Source organism: Paenibacillus sp. FSL R7-0048 (genome assembly GCF_038004505.1).
GTDB classification, from domain to species: domain Bacteria; phylum Bacillota; class Bacilli; order Paenibacillales; family Paenibacillaceae; genus Paenibacillus_AQ; species Paenibacillus_AQ odorifer.
In genome coordinates this window covers 2,273,411-2,291,277 of sequence record NZ_JBBORF010000001.1, presented here as the reverse complement: position 1 = coordinate 2,291,277, position 17,867 = coordinate 2,273,411, and the positions used below count along the sequence as shown (strand labels likewise).

General features: G+C 45.5%; 17 protein-coding genes and 1 riboswitch. Of the genes, 3 read left to right on the top strand and 14 right to left on the bottom strand.

Annotation, left to right across the window (positions count from 1 at the left end):
* Positions 1-9 precede the first annotated feature (9 nt).
* Complete coding sequence (locus NSQ91_RS09955; protein WP_076125145.1) at positions 10-1,569, bottom strand: fumarate hydratase; 1,560 nt, start codon at positions 1,567-1,569, stop codon at positions 10-12.
* A gap of 102 nt (positions 1,570-1,671) precedes the next feature.
* Between NSQ91_RS09955 and yfbR the strand changes: the two genes are divergently transcribed.
* Positions 1,672-2,277: a 5'-deoxynucleotidase gene (gene yfbR / locus NSQ91_RS09950; RefSeq protein WP_143762727.1), complete on the top strand. Its 606-nt coding sequence runs from the start codon at positions 1,672-1,674 to the stop codon at positions 2,275-2,277.
* 81 nt (positions 2,278-2,358) lie between these two features.
* Here the strand turns inward: yfbR and thiH are convergent, their stop codons facing one another.
* The 6 genes from thiH to NSQ91_RS09920 form a co-directional block, all read right to left on the bottom strand.
* A complete protein-coding gene (thiH, locus tag NSQ91_RS09945; RefSeq protein ID WP_076304385.1) occupies positions 2,359-3,474 on the bottom strand; it encodes a 2-iminoacetate synthase ThiH in 1,116 nt (371 codons plus the stop codon).
* A gap of 33 nt (positions 3,475-3,507) precedes the next feature.
* Positions 3,508-4,275 carry a thiazole synthase gene (locus NSQ91_RS09940; RefSeq protein WP_340917584.1) on the bottom strand — a complete coding sequence of 256 codons (768 nt, stop codon included), beginning with the start codon at positions 4,273-4,275 and terminating at the stop codon, positions 3,508-3,510.
* Between the two features lie 55 nt (positions 4,276-4,330).
* Positions 4,331-4,534 (bottom strand): sulfur carrier protein ThiS, encoded by a 204-nt coding sequence (thiS, locus tag NSQ91_RS09935; protein WP_038569682.1) that lies wholly within the window; start codon positions 4,532-4,534, stop codon positions 4,331-4,333.
* Positions 4,531-5,178 (bottom strand): thiamine phosphate synthase, encoded by a 648-nt coding sequence (locus NSQ91_RS09930; RefSeq protein ID WP_256716511.1) that lies wholly within the window; start codon positions 5,176-5,178, stop codon positions 4,531-4,533. Before NSQ91_RS09930 ends, thiS begins: the two co-directional genes overlap by 4 nt.
* A 113-nt stretch (positions 5,179-5,291) precedes the next feature.
* Positions 5,292-5,393: riboswitch (TPP riboswitch) on the bottom strand.
* 87 nt (positions 5,394-5,480) lie between these two features.
* Positions 5,481-6,353, bottom strand: coding sequence for an SDR family oxidoreductase (locus tag NSQ91_RS09925; protein ID WP_038569678.1), 873 nt, complete (start codon positions 6,351-6,353; stop codon positions 5,481-5,483).
* A 237-nt stretch (positions 6,354-6,590) separates the two neighbouring features.
* On the bottom strand, positions 6,591-8,702 hold the full coding sequence (locus NSQ91_RS09920) for a GDSL-type esterase/lipase family protein (protein WP_340917578.1): 2,112 nt from the start codon (positions 8,700-8,702) through the stop codon (positions 6,591-6,593).
* Between the two features lie 248 nt (positions 8,703-8,950).
* Here NSQ91_RS09920 and NSQ91_RS09915 point away from each other — a divergent pair, with 248 nt between their 5' ends.
* Complete coding sequence (locus NSQ91_RS09915; RefSeq protein WP_139329862.1) at positions 8,951-9,835, top strand: AraC family transcriptional regulator; 885 nt, start codon at positions 8,951-8,953, stop codon at positions 9,833-9,835.
* A gap of 76 nt (positions 9,836-9,911) precedes the next feature.
* Here NSQ91_RS09915 and NSQ91_RS09910 read toward each other — a convergent pair whose 3' ends face one another.
* From NSQ91_RS09910 to citZ, 4 genes are all read right to left on the bottom strand, one after another.
* The gene (locus tag NSQ91_RS09910; protein ID WP_036678923.1) at positions 9,912-10,340 is read right to left on the bottom strand and encodes a hypothetical protein; all 429 of its coding nucleotides are present in this window, start codon (positions 10,338-10,340) and stop codon (positions 9,912-9,914) included.
* Positions 10,341-10,467: 127 nt separating this feature from the next.
* Positions 10,468-11,409, bottom strand: a complete 942-nt coding sequence (gene mdh, locus NSQ91_RS09905; RefSeq protein ID WP_340917576.1) for a malate dehydrogenase — start codon at positions 11,407-11,409, stop codon at positions 10,468-10,470.
* A gap of 80 nt (positions 11,410-11,489) precedes the next feature.
* The gene (gene icd, locus NSQ91_RS09900) at positions 11,490-12,785 is read right to left on the bottom strand and encodes an NADP-dependent isocitrate dehydrogenase (RefSeq protein WP_036678918.1); all 1,296 of its coding nucleotides are present in this window, start codon (positions 12,783-12,785) and stop codon (positions 11,490-11,492) included.
* A 147-nt stretch (positions 12,786-12,932) separates the two neighbouring features.
* Positions 12,933-14,045 carry a citrate synthase gene (gene citZ / locus NSQ91_RS09895; RefSeq protein ID WP_036678915.1) on the bottom strand — a complete coding sequence of 371 codons (1,113 nt, stop codon included), beginning with the start codon at positions 14,043-14,045 and terminating at the stop codon, positions 12,933-12,935.
* A gap of 396 nt (positions 14,046-14,441) precedes the next feature.
* On the opposite strand from citZ, the gene ytvI reads away from it, so the two are divergent.
* The gene (ytvI, locus tag NSQ91_RS09890; protein ID WP_076124908.1) at positions 14,442-15,557 is read left to right on the top strand and encodes a sporulation integral membrane protein YtvI; all 1,116 of its coding nucleotides are present in this window, start codon (positions 14,442-14,444) and stop codon (positions 15,555-15,557) included.
* Between the two features lie 89 nt (positions 15,558-15,646).
* On the opposite strand, the gene NSQ91_RS09885 is transcribed toward ytvI, so the two are convergent.
* The 3 genes from NSQ91_RS09885 to NSQ91_RS09875 are packed head-to-tail and all read right to left on the bottom strand — an operon-like array spanning position 15,647 to position 17,793.
* Complete coding sequence (locus tag NSQ91_RS09885) at positions 15,647-16,045, bottom strand: FxsA family protein (RefSeq protein WP_076124906.1); 399 nt, start codon at positions 16,043-16,045, stop codon at positions 15,647-15,649.
* Positions 16,042-16,569, bottom strand: coding sequence for an acyl-CoA thioesterase (locus tag NSQ91_RS09880; protein ID WP_038569667.1), 528 nt, complete (start codon positions 16,567-16,569; stop codon positions 16,042-16,044). The genes NSQ91_RS09885 and NSQ91_RS09880 overlap by 4 nt, the downstream gene beginning before the upstream one ends.
* A gap of 39 nt (positions 16,570-16,608) precedes the next feature.
* The gene (locus tag NSQ91_RS09875) at positions 16,609-17,793 is read right to left on the bottom strand and encodes an MFS transporter (protein ID WP_036678905.1); all 1,185 of its coding nucleotides are present in this window, start codon (positions 17,791-17,793) and stop codon (positions 16,609-16,611) included.
* Positions 17,794-17,867: the final 74 nt, after the last annotated feature.

Below are 17,867 nucleotides of genomic sequence, written 5' to 3'. Positions count from 1 at the left end.
TAACCCCATTTATTTAAACACCGGCTCCTTGAATTGAGTCAATTTAGCTGCAGAATCTTTTTCCACATCCGCATGCAGACTGTTGCCGTGAGCATCCATCGTCACAATCGCTGCAAAACCCTCCACATCGAGATGCCACATCGCCTCAGGAATACCAAATTCCATAAAATCAACAGCGTTGACCTTCTTAATACACTCTGCATAATACTGGGCGGCTCCACCAATCGCATTGAGGTATACCCCGCCGTGCTCCTGCAACGCTTTTAACGTTTTTGGACCCATACCACCTTTTCCGATGACTGCACGGATTCCAAATTTTTTGATAATATCGCCTTGATAAGGCTCTTCACGAATGCTCGTAGTTGGGCCCGCAGCTTTTACATGCCAGCCTTCCTCATCTTTCATCATCACAGGACCACAATGATAAATCACAGCCCCTTCCAGATCTACCGGAGACTCATGATCCATTAAATATTTGTGCAAAGCATCACGGCCTGTATGCATTTCACCGGATAAAATAACCACGTCTCCAACACGCAGACTACGGATATCCTCTTCACTTATCGGCGTTGTAAGACGTACTTCCCGCGATTCAGAGGCTGGGCTGTTAGCTCCCTCAGCAATTACTGCTTCAGATTCATGTGCCCCTTCATCATCTACAGATATCCCTGTACCACTCTCATACAACCAATCCTCTATATTGCCTGTGGATGGATCAACCAGCACCCCTTGGCGGCGGAAGGCCCAACAGTTATAAGCAACGGATACGAAAAAGCTAGCTGGCAGACGATTCATTACGCCAACCTTACAGCCCAGCAGCGATACTTCACCACCAAAGCCCATCGTGCCAATTCCAAGCTTGTTAGCATTCTCCATAATATAGTCTTCCAGCTTACTAAGGTCTTCTATTGGATTAACATCCTCCACTTTGCGGAACAGCTGCTTCTTAGCCAGCTCGTAGCCAGTCGTACGGTCACCGCCGATACCCACGCCAATAAAACCGGCACTACAGCCCTGTCCCTGCGCCTGATATACCGCGTGTAAAATACATTTACGGATTCCGTCCAGATCCCGACCCGCTTTGCCGAGTCCTTCTAATTCTGCCGGGAGACTGTATTGAATATTTTTATTCTCGCAGCCTCCACCCTTCAGAATAAGTCTAACGTCTATTTTATCCTCTTCCCATTGTTCGAAATGAATGACTGGTGTGCCTGCACCCAAGTTATCTCCGCTATTCTCACCTGTTAATGAATCTACAGAATTGGGACGAAGTTTACCATTCTTGGTCGCTCGTACAATGGCATTATGAATATCTTTTTTCATCTCAATCTGATTGATTCCCACAGGGGTGTGAATGATAAATGTAGGCATTCCCGTATCCTGACAGATCGGAGACACTTGCTGCTCAGCCATTCCGATATTTTGCGCAATCGTGGTTAAAGCAAGACCGGACCGGGTAGCCCTGTCTTCCAGCGCGCGACCTTTTGCAACTGCCCGGCGTACATCTCCCGGCAAATTCGTGGAAGTTTCTACGATAAGGTTATAAATACTGTCTTCAAAATGCTGCATCTTCATTCAAGCTCCTCTCGGCAGTTCCAGGTTATCTAAAGTTTGATACAATTAGTATAATAATATCATACCTAGCACCGCATGAAAGGGGTTACTTTAAAATTGAGCTACCATTTTTCTGCCTATCTATATCGTCTTCAGTATATTCAGCGCTGGAGCTTGATGCGCAGCACCGCACCGGAGAACGTCGCTGAGCATTCTTTTCATGTTGCATTGCTCACACATATGCTCTGTTCCATCGGTAATGTTCATTTTGGACGTTCACTAAACGCGGAACGAGCAGCAACCATAGCTCTGTTCCATGATGCCAGCGAAGTGTTCACAGGTGACATCGCCACGCCGGTAAAATACAACAATCCTCGCTTGCTCACCAGCTTCCGCGAAATGGAGAAAGTTGCGGCTGATCGCTTAACTGGAATGATTCCATCAGAGCTGAAAAGCATCTACACTCAGCTTATACGACCGGAAGACAGCCCTCCCGATTCGGAGGACATTCTGCTGCACAGCTATGTGAAAGCCGCTGATCGGCTGGATGCTTATTTGAAATGCGTATGGGAAGTTGCTGCAGGAAACCGAGAATTTGCCGCCGCGAAGGAGCAGACAGCAGCAAAACTTCGTGGGCTTGACCTGCAGGAAGTGGATTATTTTCTGACTCATATGGCACCGAGTTTCGAAATGTCTCTCGATGAGCTCTCTGCCGGAAACTAAACACCCTCTATACAAAAAAAATGGACCTCCGCATGAATCTCGCAGGGGTCCATTAGTGATTAATAATTGATAATACAAGCGTTACGTTGTTGATTCGGTCAGGATATCCCAGTCTTTAAAAATGGGCTGCAAACCCTTCGTATATAGCATTTCCGTAATCTCCTGCACACTACGGCCATCGGATATTTCGAATTGCGGAGTTCCCCCTGCATTAGTGTGACCGCCCACCTCAGTAGTGACCCCGGCTGACATCTTAGTTATTCCTAGATGAATTAAATGATCGCGTAGAGAGGCAGGCTCTCGTGTAGATAAAGTAATGCCCGAACGGGGTAAAAATAACCGGTATGCCAAAATAATCTGCACTAGCGATCGGTCGGTAACATCACACTCCGGGTTAAATTCCCCTAAATAAGGCCGAAACCGCGGAGGTGACAGACTGATCTCGCAATCTGGATACCGATCCTGCAAATAGCGGGCATGCATGGCACTTTGGAATGCCTCTTGCCGCCAATCATACATCCCGAGCAACGTACCAATATTCACAGAACGAAAACCTGCCTGACAGCCGCGTTCAGGTGCATCCAGGCGATTCCGGTAGTTTCTTTTAGGCCCTTTAACATGCAGCTTTCTGTAAGTCTCCTGGTGGTACACCTCTTGGTATAGTGTTAATCCATCCACCCCTGCTTGAAGAAGCTCTTTATATTCTGCAGTTGATAGAGGATTTATCTCAATACTGACAGAGGAAAAAAATTCCCTGAGTACATCTACGCAATCCTTAATATATGAGACAGGATTCTCCCGGCGCGATTCACCAGTCAAAATGAGGATATGCCGCAGACCTGTAGCTGCAATCTTCTCAGCCTCCCTGCGGACCTCCTCCAAGGACAGCTTTTTGCGCGGAAAATCATAAATGGAGCTGAAGCTGCAGTAGGTACAATGATTCACACAAAAATCCGCAAGATACATCGGTGTGAACAGCTGCATCGAATAACCAAAATGTGCACGGGTCAGTCGCTGTGCAGCCAACGCCATCTCCTCTAGCAGCGGCGTTGCTGCCGGAGAAAGCAATGCCAGCAAATCATTTTCGTTCAGCTTGTCTTTTCCAAGCGCCCGCTTAACGTCATCCTCCCGGAACTCCTTCCACAGCTGCTCATAAGGATACTGCTCCAAGCGGGCCAGTGTGTCAAAAAAGCTCATGCTAATCTTCCCTCCTTTCGTGACCTATCAAATTCAGTTCAAAAATCCAGTCAACGGTGACGAAGCAAAAGCAACTTCTTCTACAGGACCCAGTCCTGCCAAATAAGCTTTGCGGCCAGCGGATATCGCCTCGCGGAACGCTTCCGCCATGACGAGCGGATTACGTGCCGTTGCGATAGCCGTATTAAGCAGAACAGCAGCGGCCCCCATCTCCATTGCTTCCGCCGCTTCCGAGGGCTTGCCAATCCCGGCGTCTACAATAATCGGCAAATTCACTTCTTCAATAAGAATACGCACAAGCTCCTTAGTGCGCAGGCCGCGATTCGTCCCGATCGGCGCACCAAGCGGCATCACAGCAGCAGCACCGGCATCTCTCAGACGTAAAGCAGCCGAAAGGTCCGGACTCATATATGGCAATACTACAAAACCCTCCGCTGCTAAAATCTCTGTAGCTCGTATGGTCTCCAGATTATCTGGAAGCAGGTATTTCTGATCATTGATCACTTCGATCTTGACCCAGTTCCCCAGTCCCGCAGCTCTTGCAAATCTTGCAATACGGACTGCCTCTTCCGCTGTACGCGCTCCTGAGGTATTAGGCAGAAGAGTCATGTGGCCGGGAATGTGGTTCATGATATTTTCTGCTCCACCTTGCGGGTCCACTCGGCGAAGCGCTACAGTAATCACCTGAGAACCAGAGCTAGCAATCACTTCGGGGATCAGCGTATTCCGGCTATATTTTCCGGTTCCGATAAATAATCTACTGGTTAATTCGATGCCGCCAATATGTAACGGGTCATGCATGAAATTACCTCCCTTTGGTTCTTATAAATTTCTCAAAATTCTATACCGCTCCATCTCAACCCCCACCAACAAAGTGCACCAGTTCCAAACGATCATCCTCGCTCAGAGCAGTACTTTCATAATTCTCCTTACTGACAATTTCTCCATTCAGCTCAATGATCATCAGACGACCCGACCACTCAGGAAGACTGATCAAATCAGCTATAGTTTGAATACCACCAGAACACTCTGCGGATTTCCCGTTAATCAACAGCTTCATTCTGAATCACCCCCTTCGCCCATGCTGTTACCTCCAGGCCATGAATGAACCGCCATATGAATAGCTTTGGCGGCCTCATAAGGATCATCCGCTCCGCAAATACCGGACATCACAGCAACTCCTGCCGCACCTTGTCTAATGATCTGTGCCGCATTAGCGGGGCTAATTCCGCCAATAGCAATTACAGGAATAGAGCTGGTCTTCACCGTTTCTGCAAGCAGCTCTAACCCACGTGCGGGCAGCCCTAACTTGCTATCCGAGGGAAATACATGACCAAACAAGCAATAATCAGCTCCCTGCTCTGAGGCATTCGCCGCTTCTTCCGGAGAATGAACCGATCTCCCCAGCCGAAGCTGAGGTGCAATTCGCCGGGCTGTACCCGGACTCAGACTGTGCCAGGCCAACTGAACCCCCGCGGCACCAGCTGCCAAGGCTACATCTATTCGGTCGTTGATTATCAGTTTGGTAGCGGGCATACCGGCAGCCAACAGCTCCTGTGCCGCAGCGAGTAGTTCGCGTGCAGGACATTGCTTATCTCTCAGGTGAATATAATCGACCCATATCTGCACCGTGACAGCTAGTTCAACAAAATGTCTCAGCTGTAGCTTGCCGTCTGATATTAGATGGATCTCAGCTTGCAACATCACGATCTCCTCTCTCACTTCCCTGTAGGTCAGTAAAAAACAAAAAAACTGCCCCCCGTAAGGAAGGCAGTCAGAATCTGTATATAGACGGCACTACAAATAGCCCGACAACAGAAATTCGTTCTCCACTTCCCTACGCTGGTCTTAACCAGATCAGGTTCAAAGGGTCCGGAAATCCATTCCGTCTCAGCCAATCGGCACCCCTAGTGACATAAATATACAATTTTAAAATGCTAACGTGGTTTATAGTAACATATTTTTTTATTGAAATACACCCATTTATTCACATTAGCTGTTCTGATCTAACCGTTTACTACCTCGCCACCATTTACATGAATAACCTGTCCAGTCACATAACTGGAATCGTCAGAGGCCAGATATACATAGGCTGGTGCCAGCTCTTCTGGTTGTCCAGGCCGTTTCATAGGCTGTGTACCTCCAAACTCGCTAACCTGTTTTGCATCAAAGGTAGAGGGAATCAGCGGTGTCCAGATTGGACCTGGAGCAACACCGTTTACCCGTATGCCCTTCTCTGCCAGATTCGTGGACAAGGATCGTGTGAAGCTAAGAATAGCTCCTTTAGTTGATGAATAGTCCAGCAGCTGCGGGCTTCCGCGATAAGCGGTAATTGAAGTTGTATTTATAATGGTAGATCCTGCTTTTAAATGAGGCATAGCTGCTTTTGTTAAATAGAACATCGCAAATATATTCGTACGGAAAGTACGCTCAAGCTGCTCGGAAGTAATATCCTCGATCTTAGCTTGCGGATGTTGCTCTGCCGCGTTATTGATGAGAATATCAAGCTTTCCTAAGCCCTCCACCGTCTGTTTAATAAGATCCTTACAGAATTTCTCGTCACCGATATCACCTGGAATTAGGATACATTTGCGGCCTTCCTGCTCGACCTGACGTTTAGTTTCCTCTGCATCTGAGTGTTCATTAAGATATGAAATGACCACATCAGCGCCTTCTTTAGCAAAAAGCACAGCAACTGCACGCCCAATTCCGCTGTCTCCACCGGTAATTAACGCCGCCTTGTCTTGCAGTTTACCTGCTGCTTTATAATTTGCCGGCTCGTATTTGGGCAGCGGCGTCATTTCACTCTCAATCCCTGGCTGATGATGCTGCTCCTGTGGGGGTAAGGTTTTTGTAGCTTGTTTATTGTTGCCTGACATCTTCCCTATCTCCTCTCGTTAAGCAAATTGATAGTTAACTGATCGTCTTAGGATGGCACAACTATGCACGTTTATACGCTGGGTTTGTCATTTTCTTAAATCGCTTTACGAATCTTACTTACCACAATGAAAGTAGAAATAAACAACCGCGAGAGATACACTGCTGTAAGTGGAGAGGAATTCACTGCATACAAATAGACACAGCATCGCTGCTGTGCCTTGAATTGTTCACCCTGACTATTTTAGAGAAGAAACATGATTTTCTGCATTCACTTCATGTTCCAGCACCCACATAAAGTACAGAGCTTTGGCCGCTTTCTCCCGGGTCACTATAGCTTTAGGTTCTAGTTCTGTCCCATTGACCATTTCGCCTCTGGCAATCCCCACTTCAGATCTAATGAGTCCTAATTCATATGCACTTTTCACTTTTGAAATTAAATTAGGAGAAATGTCCGCTGTATCAACAAGCTGCGTCCAGGATACAAGAGGATAGTACATCGCACCTCTAGCTCCTGGCTCCAAATTTGAATCATAGCCAGGATCTCCTGGCACTACTGCTATGCCGTTATAATCAGTCATGTACTTAGGTTTATTAGCAAACTTTATTTGGTAAACGTCATAGAGAATAGCACCCATCGTTTCACGTGACAGCTTACCTTTCGGATAATAGGCAAGATCTGATCTTTCCACTTTCATTAACTTAGAAATACTGCGTGTGAATTCAGCAACTGTCATCACCGTATCCGGATTAAAATTTCCTTGACGGTCTTTGCCCATTACTCCCAGCTGGATTAATTTGTCAATTTGATTACGGTAATAAGCAACTTCCCCGGTCGTCGTATCATTCGTTATTTCCGGAAAAATCTTACCCCAGTTCCCTGTTAGTGCCGCATGCTTAACGTTGCCTTTAAGGTAAGCAGTAATGGAGGCAGCAGTAGAATCGCCAGTAGCACCTTTCTCTACAAGCTCCGTAACAATCATCCGCGAAAATTGTTTGGCGAGCGCTTCTTTAAAATGAGTCCCATCGACTTTCTTTGAAGGATGCCCGTTAGCGTAACTTCCGTCATTTGTTTTGCCTGGCGTTTCTCCGGCTTCAATTGACATGAAGAGGGCTGTTATTGCTTCTGCACCGATCTCGTTATAATATTTCAGACTTTCCGAGTTAAGGTCAATAAGTGTAACTCCAGATTCATCTGCGACCCGTTTAAGAATATCTACAAACTTTCTTGATTTAAAAGAATTTTCATAGATATATCCCGGACTTGCATTCCCTTTAATTCTGGACATTGGCGTTACCAGTACTGGTATCATGCCCCGGGCTTGAATCGCAGGGAGATAAACTTCTTTAAGATAATTTTCATACATTGCTTCTGTCGAACCTCTGCCGTAACGTCTGAACTCATCTGCGCTCTCATCATTGTGTCCGAATTGAATAAACACATAATCTCCAATGCTGCCATTCAGTAAAATGTCGTTCAGTCGACCTTCTGTATAGGCATTTTTAAACGAGCGTCCTCCCATGGAATAGTTAGTTACACTCAATTTATGTTGATTAAACATACTGCCAATAATCTGGCCCCAACCACTCATTGGTGCTTCGTCGAAGGTGTAGGACTTGACCGTGGAATCTCCAAGTATAAATAAATTCGGAAGAGCACCAACTGCTCTATGCTGTGGCAAAATCGGTTCCAGTATGATCTCCTCAATCCCCACAGCTGTGTTCACTTTGTTCGGTTCGATCTCAATATCTATATGGTCACGGCCGTTTACATACGTATAAGTCCACTCTTTCCCTTTGGCTACAGCCGTATGCTTGACGGGTACAAGCTTTGCAGCGTCCCAATGTCCACTTTTCAACAAGCGGCTGGTCTGCATTCCTGATACTGACACGATCCCATCCTCTGCGTCAGAAGTCGTTTTTACATATACGTTGTAGGTTCCAGGGGGAGCATCCATTCGAAACGCCATTCCGTAGTTGTTATAATTATCTTTCTCAGATTTAGGTTCAGCAAAAAAAATAGGTTCTGTGATGAAAAAACCTGTTCCATCGGATGTAATTGAGTCGGTGTGCACTTCTCTGGCGGGTAAAGCGTTGGTCTCTTGAACAAAACCATAACCTAAAGATGAGTCATACAATTGTGCACCGCGATTAGGATCATACCTAACGGATTGATATCCTGTTTTAACTTGGTTTGTAAAATTAAACTTGTATACGCTTGCAATTCGGGTTGGAGGCTGCCTCTCTGCCCCATCTTTTAATAGGGATGCCTCTGTTTTACCGTGAGTAAGAGTCAATGAAGCCATTAGTAAAGAAGATAAGATTAGTATATTCCTACACAACTTTCCCACTTCATTACACTTCCTTCCGTTTCTCGAAATACTTCCCTAGGTTCCTCCATTATCCCTGTTCTCTAAAGTGATTCAAATGATGATTTCATTCTTTTTTTTGACCTTTTGTAAAGAAAACTATGGAATGATCAACGGCTCGCACTGCAAAACGGTCATATGTATAGGTATCCTTGATATAATTAAGAACATCCCTATTGATCCTAAGGAGGAGAACTCCTATCGCTTACAAAGTCAGCTTTCCGAACATTATGAGTACACTGCAGCTGATCGGTGTTCATTATCGTGTAGCAGAACCTGGGTGGGCATACCCTGATCATCATCACAAAATCTTCGAACTATTGTATTGCTACGACGGCAACTCCCATCAATATGTAGAAGGAAGCTCCATTGCCTTTGGTAAAGGAGATTGGTTAATTATTCCGCCTGGCTTACGTCATTATGTAGTTAATTCTGGCCTAAGCAACTATATCTACCTCTCCTTTCATTTCGATATTGACGATTTAAAGTTTCGTGATTGGTTTCAGTCTCAAGCTGTACAGAAATGGAATAACCAGCAAATGCAGCATTCGGGATTAAATCACCAACTGGAACATTTGGATGAATTTATTAAGAACAATATTCTCGCCACGACGGCCTCCACTGGATTTCCCGAGGAAATTGAAGAAATGATTCTTGTAAAAGAAAGGCTTCGTTTGCAAGCGATCATCCTGATGATTTTGACTGAACTCATTGATGTACAGCTCTCGAATTCGGAGAATTCCAACGCAGCGCGACAAGCAAACTCTTTGTACGAGGTGGAAACTGCTCATCAGATTGAAAAATATATTGCAGCCAATATTCATTTGCCGGAGCTCACGGTTAATTTGATTGCTGAGCAGCTTTGCTTAAGTCGGGTGCAGTGCCATAAGTTGTTTACAAAGGTATATAAGATATCTCCTAGGCAGTACATAACTAATCTAAGATTAAAGAAGTCAAAACATTTGCTGCTTCATACCGATTTAAAAATACAGATGATTTCTGAACAACTCGGGTTTGCTTCCCAGAGCCACTTCAGCCGACAATTCAAACGATGGACGGGTGTTTCTCCGTTAAATTACCGGCCGAAGTCTTATACGGATCCTATCAGGGATTAACGTTAATGAAGATAAATTACCGGAACATACGAAAAACCCGCTCTCCATTACGGAGGCGGGTATAATTCGCTGTAAATTAAACTATGTCGTTAAACACCATAAAGAATACCATCAATAGCAATGACACCGTAAGCAGTGCACTAAGTGTGCGCAATTTGCCAGTCTCTGCGCTAACGTCGCGGTTCTCACGAATTCCAGCTGCTGCAAGACGCAAAGGTTTGCTCATAATACCGCCAAGCGCAAACATCGCTAGCAGTAACACAACAACAATAATCATCCACGCTACTGAATAATCACCTTTGGTCATCATGTAACCGCCTGTAAGGAGTTGGATCACCAATCCATACTGCGCAAAACGATTAAATCCGGTTACTGCACTTAACGTTCCTTCTTTAGCCCCAGACGACAGTTTCTCTGCACGTCCTAGGATGAAGGGTAGCACAAGGTAGAAGCCAAGTGCCAAGGTTCCGATCATATGTAAGAAAAACAAAACGTTCCAATCCATAACATATCTCCTCCGATTTAACTGTGATAATAGTTACATTTAATTATACCCATTATTGCTTAAGAAGAAAAGGAAACCCCCATTTTAAGTGAACAAAATGGGGGTTTCTTCATACCTCTGTCACAATCTATAAAGTTAGCACAGCTGTTACGCTACGCACGGATTCAGCAGACTTATCTAAAGCCGCTTTTTCCTCAGCTGTAAGCTCGAGTTCAAAAATTTTCTCAATACCATTGGCACCAAGTAACGCCGGAACACCCATGAACAGGTTATCGTAGCCATATTCTCCTTCGAGCAAAGCGATAACCGGAATGATCCGTTTTTTGTCCTTCAAGATAGCTTCCGCCATCTGAACTAAAGAAGCCGCTGGTGCATAATAAGCACTACCATTTCCTAAGAGGTTAACAATCTCTCCGCCACCTACACGTGTACGTTGCACAATCTCATCAATACGCTCCGCAGATATCAATGTATCAATTGGAATGCCACCGACACTGGAATACCTTACGAGCGGTACCATATCATCGCCGTGTCCGCCTAATACGAAACCACGTACATCTTCAACAGATGCCTTCAGCTCTTGTGCAATAAACGTGTTATAACGGGCTGTATCCAGCACTCCGGATTGTCCAATTACGCGACTCTTCGGAAAACCCAGCGCATTAAATGCCGCATAGGTCATAGCGTCAACTGGATTACTCAGAATGATTACGATGGAATCTGGTGCTACACGTTTTATGTTCTCGCATACCGACTTCACAATACCTGCATTGGTGTTCACGAGATCATCGCGACTCATTCCAGGTTTACGGGCAATCCCTGCAGTGATGATTACAATATCTGAATCCGCAGCATCTTCATAGCTTGAGGTTCCTGTAATTTGACTGTCAAATTTCTGTACAGGACCTGCTTCCAGCATATCTAGTGCCTTCCCCTTGGTTGTGTTCTCCATTTGTGGGATATCAAGCAGCACAACGTCACCAAGCTCCTTTTGAGCAAGCATAAGAGCTGTAGTAGCACCAGTAAAACCGGCACCTACAACTGTAATTTTATAACGTTTGATTGCCAAGGATTCTCCTCCTAGAACGGTGTCGGTATAGCTTGTATTAGCTAAACTTCAATATATTCAGTTGGTTGAGCCAGCCTATCTTAGAGGTGATTAATAATCTCGTCGGCAAATGCAGAGCATTTCAGTTCAGTTGCGCCTTCCATCAGGCGGGCAAAGTCATAAGTCACGGTTTTGTTATTAATAGCTGTTTCCATACCTTTATAAATCAGATCTGCTGCTTCCTGCCAACCCAGATGCTCCAGCAACATTACGCCGGACAGAATCACGGAACCAGGGTTCACAACATCTTTGTCTGCATATTTAGGTGCGGTGCCATGAGTGGCTTCAAAAATCGCATGTCCAGAAATATAGTTAATGTTCGCTCCAGGAGCGATACCGATACCGCCGATTTGCGCAGCAAGCGCGTCAGACAGGTAATCCCCGTTCAGGTTCAAGGTAGCAATAACATCAAAATCAGTCGGACGAGTCAGAACTTGTTGCAATGCGATATCCGCAATGGCATCCTTGATGATAATTTTGCCCGCAGCTTCAGCATCCTTCTGAGCAGCATTGGCAGCAGCTTCACCTTCACGTTCTTTAATCACATCGTATTGATTCCAAGTGAAGACCTTATCTCCGAACTCTTGCTCAGCAACTTCATAACCCCAGTTTTTGAAGGCACCTTCAGTGAACTTCATGATGTTTCCTTTGTGCACAAGCGTTACGCTCTTGCGTCCGTGTTTGATCGCATATTCAATAGCAGCGCGTACCAAACGTTTTGAACCTTCGGAGGATACTGGTTTGATACCAATACCAGAAGTTTCAGGGAAACGGATTTTGTTAACTCCCATCTCTTTTTGCAGGAATTCGATGACTTTTTTCACTTCAGCAGAACCTTCTTGATATTCGATCCCTGCATAAATATCCTCCGTATTCTCACGGAAAATAACCATATCCACCAGCTCAGGACGTTTAACAGGAGAAGGAACCCCTTCGAAATAACGAACTGGACGCAGACATACGTACAAATCCAACTCTTGACGCAAAGCTACGTTCAATGAACGAATACCGCCTCCGATTGGAGTCGTAAGTGGACCTTTAATAGCTACAAAATATTCACGGATTGCCTCCAAAGTATCATTTGGCAGCCATTCGCCATATGTATTGAAGGCTTTTTCGCCAGCAAAAACTTCGTACCAAGCGATTTGCTTTGTGCCGCCATAAGCTTTAGTTACTGCTGCATCAAGTACGCGTTTGGAAGCCTTCCAAATATCACGGCCTGTGCCGTCACCCTCGATAAAAGGAATGATTGGATGATTAGGAACCTGCAGTTTACCATCTTTAATTGTGATTTGTTCGCCTTCTGTTGGCAGATCGAATTTTTCTAGTTTCAACATTTGAGTGTATTCCTCCTAAAGTTTTGTGGGATTTAATTTCTCATGGACAAGCCTCGAACAAAACTCTCTACGTATGAATATGCATTATTGCATATATTCTAGGGTTCATTCTACTAAACTTTAGGAGCAGCCCGCAAGGCTGCCCTTCTATCTTTCGTCTACTGGAACGTATTTCTGTTCAATCATACCTGTGTATTCTGCACGTGGCCGGATAATACGGTTATCTGTATATTGCTCCAGAATATGTGCAGTCCAGCCTGAAGTCCGGCTAATTGCAAAGATAGGAGTGAACAGCTCACGTTCAATACCCAGCTGTGTATAAACTGATGCCGAATAGAAATCAACATTCGGTTTAAGTCCCTTTTGTCCGGTAATCAATTCCTCGATATTTACGGACATATCATACAGCGTAGTATCATTTTTCATTGTGCCAAGTTCAAGTGACATTTTCATCAGGTGTTTAGCACGTGGATCACCATTTTTGTATACTCTATGGCCGAAGCCCATGATCTTCTCGCGGTTATCCAGCTTCTTACGAATATAAGGTTCAACCGCTTCCAAACTTCCGATCTCTTCAAGCATCTTCATAACGGCTTCATTCGCCCCACCGTGAAGTGGACCCTTTAGTGCGCCGATAGCGGAGGTCACGCCGGAATAAATATCGGACAAGGTTGCAACCGTAACTCTGCCTGCAAAAGTTGAAGCATTCAGCTCATGGTCCGCATGAAGCACAAGTGCGGTATCAAGCGCTTTAACAGATACACTGTCAGGCTCTTTTCCCCATAACATATACAGGAAGTTCTCGGCAATCGAGACGCCTTCTTTAGGAGCCACAGGTTCCAGACCTTTGCGAATACGCGATAGGGCCGCCACAACCGTCGGGAGCTGTGCCTGTAGTTTTACTGCTTTAATCTCGTTAGCTTCTCTACTCATATCGTCAGCCGCTTCATCATAGAGAGCAAGGCTTGATACAGCAGTCCGCAATGCTGCCATGGTGTTGGTGTCTTTTGGATAGAGCTTCATTTGCTCGATGACTGGCTCAGGAATCCGTGCGAAAGCACTGAAATCCCGTTTGAGCGCTTCCAGCTCTGGTGTTGTTGGTAGACTGCCAAACCACAATAAATAAGCGGTTTCTTCGAAGGTAGCATTTTCTGCGAGATCATCAATATCATAACCACGGTAAGTGAGTACCCCATCCACAATAGAGCTAATGGATGAAGTTGTTGCAACGATACCTTCCAAGCCTTTGGTAGCTGTCATAGCATATCTCTCCTTTGCCAACAAGGTATAAAAAGCATTCTCGTTTTCATGTAAACATTTCCAATTTAAAGCATTGAAAAATCTAAGAGTGCAGTTCAAGGACATATCCGGCGAGGATGTTGTCTGACTTTCGTAATCGAATCTTTATTCATCATACTGGATTTTGTCGGTTATGTGAACAATGTGGAAGCTTTGCAGCGCATCAAATGATTTTATCACAGAGATAGAAAAAAACTTCTAAACCCTTGATTCACAGTTGAGATTTTAGTTTATAGCATCCGGTTCAGCCCAATATTCATCCCGTTTCCTAGTCTTTAATTAGGTTCTATGAATATATATGAAGACGAGCTTTTATTCCCCTGCATCCGCAGGAATGAAGGAGGTGTAGATCTTCGTATGGACCGATTAGCATTAAAAAGACTGCTGCGCGGCCTGTGGGTCGTTCTGGCTACCTCTATCCTCCTGCTGGCAATCTATTTATTGCTTCCGCTGTTATACCCCCTCCTGCTCGCTTGGTTGCTCGCTTATATCATGCATCCACTAGTGTTGATTCTTAAAGGCCTTAAGCTCCCAGCGTGGCTGGCGGTGTCGCTCTCGCTGCTATTTTACATAGGCGGAACCGCACTAGTACTGACCGCGATGATTACAAGGCTAGTGAAAGAATTGATCGTGCTGCTGCAGACCTTTAATCTTCATACGGACCAATGGAGAGAGCTTCTGCTGTCCTTGAGCCAGAATGCAAGCATACAGAATATCATTAACCAGATAAATCAGTTCTACCGCGACAATCCTGACTATCACGCCACCATTGACAGCAATATCAGCAGAACAACGGAAACCGTTGGTTACGCAGTTACGCAAGTGGTGACCGGATTTTTTAATGTGATCTTAAAGCTGATCTCCGCTCTACCCAGTATGGGTACAATTCTTATCGTGGTCGTTCTCGCTGCCTTTTTTATTAGTACTAGCTGGGAAAGACATAATGCCAAACTCACAGGCTGGCTGCCAGCCCCATTCTTAAAGCCGGTATCGGGTATCTGGCGGGATCTGCGAAAAGCTCTCTTCGGCTATCTCCGGGCTCAGCTAATCCTGATCTCCATTACAGCGGTCATTGTCGTGATCGGGTTGCTGCTCTTGGGTGTAAAATCTGCTTTCGCTATTGGCTTAATGATTGGTTTTGTGGATCTGTTGCCTTATTTAGGGGTTGGAATCGTAATGATTCCTTGGGCGTTATACTCTTACATGACAGACAATCTGGCACTGGGGATCGGACTTACTATCCTATATGCCGTTATCCTTGTAACCCGCCAAGTGCTTGAGCCGAAAGTGCTCGCCAGCAGCATTGGGCTTGATCCCCTTGCTATGCTGGTCGGTATGTTTGCAGGTTTGCAGCTGTTCGGTATGCTTGGGCTGATCATCGGTCCCGTTATTCTAGTTATTCTTGTAGCCTTTAACCGAGCAGGTGTATTTCACGCATTACACAGCTATATTGTCAGCGGAAGACTAAGATAATAAACAATACCCTACAATTCTTGGAATAGCAAAACAGAGCGGGCTCCTATCAATGACAGGGGCCCGCTCTGTTTTTGTTTTGATGATGACTAGCGGCGGTAAAAGGTGAAGGTGCCGTTTTTCATCTTTTTCTCAATCCACTTCAGCAAAAATATACGATACAAAGGCCGAGTTAACGGAAACACCAAGGAGAAACCTACAATATCCGTTATGAAGCCAGGTAAGATCAGCAGTAAGCCACCGAAAAAAATGCATAGGCCATCCAGCATCGTCCGGCCAGGAACGCGTCCCTCCTGCATATGTGTTCTGCTGTCTTGCAGCACTTTATTCCCTTCGAAACGCATCATCAATAGTCCGATAACCGAGGTCGTCAACATAAGCAGCAGCGTTTTGAATGCTCCAAGTTGATCTGCTACAAAGATAAAGCCGAATAATTCCACGGCAGGAATGATAAATAATGCAGCCCACAACCATTTGCTTCTAATCATACAGAACCCCTTTCTTCCCGCAGCGCTCCTTTAATCGCGTGAAACAGCTCCGGAAGGGCTCTATCCAGCCTGGCAGGCTTCCATTCTCGATTCACCCAAACATGATTTGTCGAGCCGGTAACCAGCAGTTCCCCGGGGAGGTCCATCGACCGCAATTGTCCCAAAGTAGCCGCTGAACCCTCTAAATTCCTACCTTCTGCTTCCGAGAGCCTCCGCACCTGATACTCAAATGCGACTCTTAACGCCGAAAAGGTAGTCATTCGCGCATACACGGAGATAAGATCATCATATCGCGCCGGACTTTTAAATTGCAAATCGGCTGAGGTAACAGGCAGCAGCACTCCCTGATTCTCAAGCTCACGATAAGTAAAGCCAAGCTGACGTAACAACTCCGTACGGCCAGACTCAAACCAGTTCAAATAATTCGCATGATACACTACGCCCATCTGATCACTTTCCTGGTATCGAACACGCAGGGTAGACTCATACCACCGGCTTCGCAAGCCGTCTTGCTGTAATTCCATTTATAAATACTCCTTTCGGCATAGGCAGCAGGGAGAGCTTTAGGCCCGGGCCCCGTCTGAAGATAGCTTTGTCGTCGATAGTTTGCTTCGGGAGCTTCTGGCGACATAAAATAGCAGCATCGCTCCTGCAATTGAACTCAACATACAAGACAGGTTCATCACTTCTACGCCGCCTTGATTGAGCAAGAATCCATTTAATAAATTGCCAACAACACCGGCAAAACCCGAGAACACCATATTAAAAACACTTTGCCCAGTCGCCTGCATCTCGTTAGAGGTGATCTGAGATACATATTCAACGGCAGCAATATAAAAGAACCCGAATGACAGACCATGCAGTACCTGCACTCCAATCATTACGGATGGATAAGGGAAAGCCACCTGAATACCCCACCGCAAGACATAAATAAGTGCGCCAAGGAGCAGCGTCCGCTCGCGCCCCAGCTTTTTGATTACCTTGGAAGCAAACAGCATGGAGGGCACGTTCGTTACAGATGCGAGGAAAAGCGCAATTCCTGCATAACGAGTTGAACCTCCAACCGACTGAAACGCAATGACGAAGTAGGTTCCAAAAGCAGTCATCGTCTGGTTCACAAGAAAACTGCCACCCAAAAACGCTAGGAACACCCGATTCCCCAGCAGCTTTTTAACCCCCTGAGAAAACGATTGCCGCATCATATGATTCTCTTCTGCCTGCTTCGGCAGCGTCAATGCAATAAGAACCGCAATCAGATTAAACATAAGAAAGGGCAGCCATATCGTGGATACAGAGAAGGACGATACATACAATCCGCCTAAATAGGCTCCCACAGCCGCTCCAATGCTCATCATAAGCCTTATACTGCCATAAGTAGCCCCAGCCCTCTTCGCCGCTGAAATCGCGTAAGAATCGGCTATAGGCGCCTGTGTCGAGGAAAAGATTGTAGAGAGGGTATACACCAGCAGTAACACTATAAAATATTCCGAACGGTAAAAGACGGCTAATAAAGCCGGTATCGCCACACTTAGGATTAGTACCAAACGCGTCTGATTATACCGATCCGAGACAATTCCCCATATTGGCTGAATCGTGATCGCAATTAGCGTGCCTGTTGCCATTAGTATACCTATCTGCCCGCTATCAAGTCCATTGTGGACAAGCAGCAGCGTTAGATATGAGCCAAATGAACCGCCGGCCAATCCTAAAAACAGATAAAAGCCACGCAGCTTCGATAATTTTTCCATTTTAAGCTACAAATCCTCTCCAGCTTCTTAAATCAAGCATTGCACTCTCTTATATTTTAGCAGAACACCCGTAC

What these genes read in the sequence shown, in the direction of transcription:
- NSQ91_RS09885 (WP_076124906.1), bottom strand. Translation starts at nt 16,045, where the DNA reads ATGATTAGAAGCAAATGGTTGTGGGCTGCATTATTTATCATTCCTGCC.
- NSQ91_RS09910 (WP_036678923.1), bottom strand. Translation starts at nt 10,340, where the DNA reads ATGGATTGGAACGTTTTGTTTTTCTTACATATGATCGGAACCTTGGCA.
- thiS (WP_038569682.1), bottom strand. Translation starts at nt 4,534, where the DNA reads ATGAAGCTGTTGATTAACGGGAAATCCGCAGAGTGTTCTGGTGGTATT.
- NSQ91_RS09915 (WP_139329862.1), top strand. Translation starts at nt 8,951, where the DNA reads ATGAGTACACTGCAGCTGATCGGTGTTCATTATCGTGTAGCAGAACCT.
- NSQ91_RS09880 (WP_038569667.1), bottom strand. Translation starts at nt 16,569, where the DNA reads ATGGAATTACAGCAAGACGGCTTGCGAAGCCGGTGGTATGAGTCTACC.
- thiH (WP_076304385.1), bottom strand. Translation starts at nt 3,474, where the DNA reads ATGAGCTTTTTTGACACACTGGCCCGCTTGGAGCAGTATCCTTATGAG.
- citZ (WP_036678915.1), bottom strand. Translation starts at nt 14,045, where the DNA reads ATGACAGCTACCAAAGGCTTGGAAGGTATCGTTGCAACAACTTCATCC.
- NSQ91_RS09875 (WP_036678905.1), bottom strand. Translation starts at nt 17,793, where the DNA reads ATGGAAAAATTATCGAAGCTGCGTGGCTTTTATCTGTTTTTAGGATTG.
- icd (WP_036678918.1), bottom strand. Translation starts at nt 12,785, where the DNA reads ATGTTGAAACTAGAAAAATTCGATCTGCCAACAGAAGGCGAACAAATC.
- NSQ91_RS09940 (WP_340917584.1), bottom strand. Translation starts at nt 4,275, where the DNA reads ATGCATGACCCGTTACATATTGGCGGCATCGAATTAACCAGTAGATTA.
- ytvI (WP_076124908.1), top strand. Translation starts at nt 14,442, where the DNA reads ATGGACCGATTAGCATTAAAAAGACTGCTGCGCGGCCTGTGGGTCGTT.
- NSQ91_RS09925 (WP_038569678.1), bottom strand. Translation starts at nt 6,353, where the DNA reads ATGTCAGGCAACAATAAACAAGCTACAAAAACCTTACCCCCACAGGAG.
- NSQ91_RS09955 (WP_076125145.1), bottom strand. Translation starts at nt 1,569, where the DNA reads ATGCAGCATTTTGAAGACAGTATTTATAACCTTATCGTAGAAACTTCC.
- NSQ91_RS09930 (WP_256716511.1), bottom strand. Translation starts at nt 5,178, where the DNA reads ATGTTGCAAGCTGAGATCCATCTAATATCAGACGGCAAGCTACAGCTG.